The following is a 5,458-nucleotide window of genomic DNA, read 5'->3' on the forward strand; positions in this document are numbered from 1 at the left end:
GGTGACTGACGTCGGCCACGAGGCCCATTGCGGCGCCGCCCTGCGCGCGGATCACATCGACCGCAGCGTCGATGTCGGATTCGGTGCGGGCGAGTACCGCTACTCGACAGCTCTCGGCAGCAAGAATTTTCGCGACCTCAAAGCCGATGCCCTTGCTTCCGCCGACGACCAGCGCGGTTTTGCCGGTGATGCGGTAGTCCACGTCTGCTCCTCGATAAACCGGGATAAGCTAGCGCCGCACGTCCATACCTGCGTCCACCTTGAGCAGGCTTCCGGTGAACGACCGCCCAGCGTCGGAGATCAAGAACAGGATCGCGTTACTGACGTCCTTGGGCTCGATCATGGGAAGGTCCGGCAGCGCCGTCTGCATTGCGTTGACCAGGTGAGGGTTGTCCTCGATGACCTTGAACAGGGCGGGGTTCTCGGTGATCATGGGCGTCGCGCAGTTCGTTGGAGCGACGGCGTTGACCCGGATGCGATGCGGTGCAAGCATATTCGCGTATGCGCGGACCAGTCCGGTGATCGCCAGCTTGGACATCAGGTAGGCGTCGGAGCCGCCGCGGCCGTCGGTGAGATCCAGCAGGGCAGCCATCGAGCTGGTCGCTACGAGGTTGCCGCCCTGGTCCCGTTCTTTGAGATGGGGGATCGCGACCTGGAATGCGTTCCAGACGCCGATCAACATGATGTCGATGCCGAGACGAAGCGCTTCGGAGGCGTCACGTTCGTCGGGGTTGGTCAGGATCACCCCGGCGTTCGCGATGACGGTGTCGATATGGCCGAAATGCTGCACGCCCGCGTCGAACGCTCCCTGCAGAGCGGCCTTGTCGCGAACGTCGGCGGTACGGAAGAGCATCTCCTGTCCGGTCTTGTCGACCAAGCGCGCGGTCTCCTCCAACTCTTCGGCCGTTCCCAGCTTGTAGGGCACCACGTCGAGGTCTTCACAGATGTCGACACCGACGATGTTCGCGCCCGCCTCTGCGCACATCACTGCGTGCGAACGGCCCTGGCCGCGTGCGGCACCGGTGATGAATACGACCCGACCATCGAGTACCGCCATGCCCTGTCCTCTCGTCGACTGTTGATGATTTGGGGACGCGCGTTCAGACGCATGGCGGACCGGATGCGGTCAGCCGTCCCGCGATTGGATGTTACGCGCAGGCCCTGAAATCATACAACTATTTCTATAATTTGCAGGTGGGTGACAACTGACGATGTGAAGGAAACGTCCATTGATTTGGTGACAGTTGACTGTCATCTTTGGGTTGGGTGTCAATGCGCCAAAGGAGACGTAAACGGTGACAGATAGGAAGAGTCCCGGCGTTGTCGACCGCGTCGAGCCGACAGTAGCGCAACCCGCGAGGGTCAAAACCATTCGGCCAGTCCTGTTTTGGTCGAGCATGGGGGCCATCTGTGTTGTCTTCGCCGCGTACGTCTACACAGCATGGATCGTTTCCGGCGACGCGACACCGGTCGAACCCGACCCCGATCCGATCCCGGCGGGCACGCGGCTCGCCATCGCCGCCTTCCAGATCGCCTGCCCAATCCTGGCGGTGGCCGCCATCGGTTACGTCGTCTGGAAGAGTCTGCGCGAGCGTCAACTGTGTGTGGAGGCAGCCGTCGTGATTGGGTCGGCGATCGCCTGGTGGCACGACCCACTGATCAACTGGCTGCAGCCCGTGCTGTTCTACAACGCCGGGCTGGTGAACTTCGGCAACTGGACAGAGAACATCCCGGGCTGGCTGAGCCCGGACGGGCGGCTGATGGCAGAGCCGGTGCTGGTGATCGGGATGATCTACATCTGGATGCCGCTGGCCATGGGCGTGGTCGGTCGCTGGGCGATGGGGCGAGCCCGGCGCCGATGGCCGACCCTGGGACCGGTCCGCACGTTCTGTTGTGGGTGGCTGGCAGTGTTCGCGATCGAGTTCCCGATGGAGATCTTCGCCGTACGTCATGGTGTGGTGGCATATCCGGCGTCCATCCCGGGGATGACGATGTGGGCCGGAACCATTCATCAATTGCCGCTCTACGGTCCGATTTTGTGGTCGCTGGTACTGACGTCCAGCGGTGGGTTGATGTTCTTCCGGAACAAGCAAGGCCGGATCCGCGTCGAGGGCGGCGTGGACACCCTCCGGTGGGCGGGGCCGCCAATGAAGTCGGTATTGCGCGTGTTGGCAGTCACCGGATTCCTGCACGTGGTGGCGATCGGGGTCTACGACGCGCCGATCAGCCTGACCGCACTGTACGCCGGACCGACGGACACTTACCCGACCTATCTGCGCACGCAATTCTGCGGCCCGGGTACGCCACGGGCGTGCCCGGATGGCACGCGGTTCAACGACCGGTAGCAGCGCCTAGTCCAGCACTGCTCGCCGTGCGGCAATCTGTTGCCGGATGAGGTCGTCCAGCCCGCGCCGATACCGACACCGCGCGTTGACTGTGACAGTCCACTGTCATAATGTGACCTCGACGCGCTGGACCAGCCCACTCAGAAAGGCGTGACCCGTGGCCGAGAACCTTTTTCTTGTGCTCACCAACCCTGTGCAGGGCCAAGACGAGGCCTTCAACACCTGGTACGACACCCAGCATGTGCCCGAGGTTCTCGACGTGCCCGGCGTGGTGGCCGCGCAGCGCTACGACCTCTCCGAGGTCACCGTCCCCGAGGACGAGGACCTCCCGGCGCAGTTGCCGCCGCCGACCCACCGCTACCTGGTGATCTACGAACTGGACCGCGACCCTGACACCGTAATGTCAGAGTTCCTGAAACGCGTCATGGCCGGCAAGCTGTCGCTGCACGAGACGCTGGACCTCACCACCATCTCGCTGACGGGCTGGAAACCTCGGGGCGAACGTCGGGTTGCTGATCAATAGTGGGTGACCTGTTGGCCATCATGCACGCCCAGCGTGCCTGCCGGCGATTCGATCCCAACGCCGATGTGCCCGACTCCGATATCGAGCAGATCCTTCAGGCCGCGGTGCACGCCCCCAGTGCCGAGAACACGCAGCCCTGGGCATTCGTGGTGGTCCGCGACCAGAAGACGCGGTCGCTGCTCGCCGACTGGTGGACCGAGACGTGGAACGCCGGCGGGGGCGACTTTATCCGGAGCAGTCTCGACGATAAGGCGCTGATCGCCGACCTCGAATACGGCTTCAACCGGGGAGGATTCGCAGCGGCCCCGGTCGTCGTCGCGGTCTGCGTGGACACCGAACGCGTTGCCGAGATCTACGCGCCGTCGTCGATCTACCCGGCGGTGCAGAACCTGCTGCTGGCCGCGGCGGACCTGGGCTACGGTTCCTGCTTGACCACCGGACTGACGACGTTCGGCGTCGACCGCGTCCGCGAACTGCTGGGACTGCCGGGCACCCTGCTGCCGATGGCGGCTGTCTACCTCGGCGCGCCCGCGAAAAAGCTGTCACCACCGCGTCGCCGGCCCGCGGCCTCGGTGACGTTCCGGGAGCGGTACGGCAACACCTGGTGATGACCGAATGACGAGAACGGAGCGCTGCCAATGCCTTTGGCGATAACCGAAGATCACCGCGCGCTCGCCGAGGTGGCCAAAGCGATGGTGGCCGGGCGCGCCGGGACGGAGTGCGCCCGCCGCATCTTGCTCGACGCCCCGGCTGGCGGCCGTTGGTGGCTCGATGACGGGTTGTGGAAAGAGATCGTTTCCACCGGCTGGCTGGGCCTGCACATCGAGGAGCGATTCGGCGGCCAGGGCTATGGGCTGCCCGAGCTGACCATTGTCCTGGAGCAACTTGGCCGCGCGGCGATCGGCGGACCGTTCCTGCCGACGGTGGTCGTGTCGTCGGTGATCGCCGAGGCCGGCACCGAAGAGCAGCGCGAGCGGTGGCTGCCGCGCCTGGTGTCCGGTGACCTGGTGGCAGGCATCGGCACGAGCAGCGACGCGGTCCGAACGGATTCTGCGATCTCGGCCGACGCCGTCGCCGCCCTGGCCGAACCCGACGCCGATGTCTTCCTCGTCCCGGTGGGAGACGACCTGATACTGGTCGAGGCCGGAGAATTCGTCACTGCTCGCCGCACCGACTCCGTGGATCTGTTGATGCGGCCGGTTACCATCCTGAGGTTGTCGTCGGCGCCCATCGCCGACGTGTTCTCGGGCGCCGCCGGGGCGGCGACCCGGATGGTGCGCCTGCTCGCCGCCGCAGAGGCCGTCGGCGGCCTGGCGGCGTGCACCGAGATGGCGACGACCTATGCGGCCGCGCGCGAGCAGTTCGGCCGGCCGATCGGCTCGTTCCAGGCCGTCAAGCATCACTGTGCGAACATGCTGGTCGACACGGAGCTGGCGGTGGCGGTCACCTGGGATGCCGCCCGGGCGTGCGGGCCGGAAGCCGAGCTGGCCGTCACGATGGCGGCCGGTCACGTGCTGCCCGCCTACCAGCGGGTGGCGCTGCAGAACGTGCAGGTGCACGGGGGTATCGGCTACACCTGGGAGCACGACGCGCACCTCTACGTCCGGCGGGCGACGGTGTTGCTGACCTTTCTCGACGGTCCGGAGGTATTGCGCGACAAGGTCATCGAACTACAGAGCCGAGGGCTGCGGCGGCATCACACCGTGGACCTGCCACCCGAGGCCGAGCAGCACCGGCGGGCCGCACAGGAGTTCCGTGATGAGCTGGAGCGAGCCGACGCCGGCGAGAAGTCCAAGCTGTGGGCCCGCAGCGGTTACCTGGTCCCGCACTGGCCCAAGCCGTATGGCCGGGGAGCGGACTCCTCGGAGCAACTCGTGATCGAGGAGGTGCTGGGGGGCCTCGACAAGCCGAGTCTCGGACTTGGCGAATGGGTGCTGCCCACGCTGCTGCAGCACGGCAGCGCCGAACAGATCGAGCGGCTGACCTGGCCAAGTCTCGAGGGTGAGCTGCGGTGGTGCCAGTTATTCAGCGAGCCCGGTGCCGGTTCGGATGCCGCCGCCGTGGCTACGAAGGCCAGAAGGACCGACGGCGGCTGGCTGGTGACCGGCCAGAAGGTCTGGACCAGTGACGCGATGAACTGTAAGCGCGGTCTGGCCACCGTGCGCACGGATCCGAACGCGCCCAAGCACAAAGGCATCACCGCGATGATCATCGACCTCGCGGCGCCGGGCGTCCAAATCCGCCCACTCAAAGAAATCACCGGCGAGACGCTGTTCAATGAGGTGTTCTTCGACGACGTCTTGGTCCCCGACCGTGACGTGGTCGGTGCCGTCAACTCCGGTTGGAATGTGGCGATGGCGACGTTTGGCAACGAACGGGTGTCCATCGGCGGTGGTTCGGTGACTATCGTCGCCGACGAGTTGATCGATCTGTTGGCGCGTTACCGCGCCGGTGACCAGGGCCTGGCACGAGAGGTTGGCGCACTGCTCATCGAGGCATATTCGCTTGCGGCGCTTAACCTTCGACAGGCTGCACGGGCCATCTTCGATGCCGGACCCGGGATTGAGGGCAACATCGCCAAGCTTTTCGG

General features: G+C 65.4%; 6 protein-coding genes. 4 read left to right on the forward strand and 2 right to left on the reverse strand.

Going from position 1 to position 5,458, the window contains the following annotated elements:
* Both AC2VOU_RS04595 and AC2VOU_RS04600 read right to left on the reverse strand, forming a co-directional pair.
* Positions 1-202, reverse strand: a 202-nt coding sequence (locus tag AC2VOU_RS04595) for an SDR family NAD(P)-dependent oxidoreductase (protein WP_486956287.1), incomplete at its 3' end; no start/stop codon positions are given.
* 27 nt (positions 203-229) lie between these two features.
* Positions 230-1,057: a mycofactocin-coupled SDR family oxidoreductase gene (locus AC2VOU_RS04600; RefSeq protein WP_486956288.1), complete on the reverse strand. Its 828-nt coding sequence runs from the start codon at positions 1,055-1,057 to the stop codon at positions 230-232.
* A 238-nt stretch (positions 1,058-1,295) separates the two neighbouring features.
* Between AC2VOU_RS04600 and AC2VOU_RS04605 the strand changes: the two genes are divergently transcribed.
* The 4 genes from AC2VOU_RS04605 to AC2VOU_RS04620 form a co-directional block, all read left to right on the forward strand.
* Positions 1,296-2,345 carry a spirocyclase AveC family protein gene (locus AC2VOU_RS04605; protein ID WP_486956289.1) on the forward strand — a complete coding sequence of 350 codons (1,050 nt, stop codon included), beginning with the start codon at positions 1,296-1,298 and terminating at the stop codon, positions 2,343-2,345.
* Between the two features lie 157 nt (positions 2,346-2,502).
* Positions 2,503-2,868, forward strand: coding sequence for a DUF4286 family protein (locus tag AC2VOU_RS04610; protein WP_085242814.1), 366 nt, complete (start codon positions 2,503-2,505; stop codon positions 2,866-2,868).
* Positions 2,868-3,476 carry a nitroreductase family protein gene (locus AC2VOU_RS04615; protein WP_486956290.1) on the forward strand — a complete coding sequence of 203 codons (609 nt, stop codon included), beginning with the start codon at positions 2,868-2,870 and terminating at the stop codon, positions 3,474-3,476. Before AC2VOU_RS04610 ends, AC2VOU_RS04615 begins: the two co-directional genes overlap by 1 nt.
* A gap of 30 nt (positions 3,477-3,506) precedes the next feature.
* Positions 3,507-5,458: acyl-CoA dehydrogenase family protein (locus AC2VOU_RS04620; RefSeq protein ID WP_486956291.1), on the forward strand; the 1,952-nt coding region annotated here is incomplete at its 3' end.

The sequence above is a fragment of the Mycobacterium sp. TH-M25 genome (genome assembly GCF_057473665.1).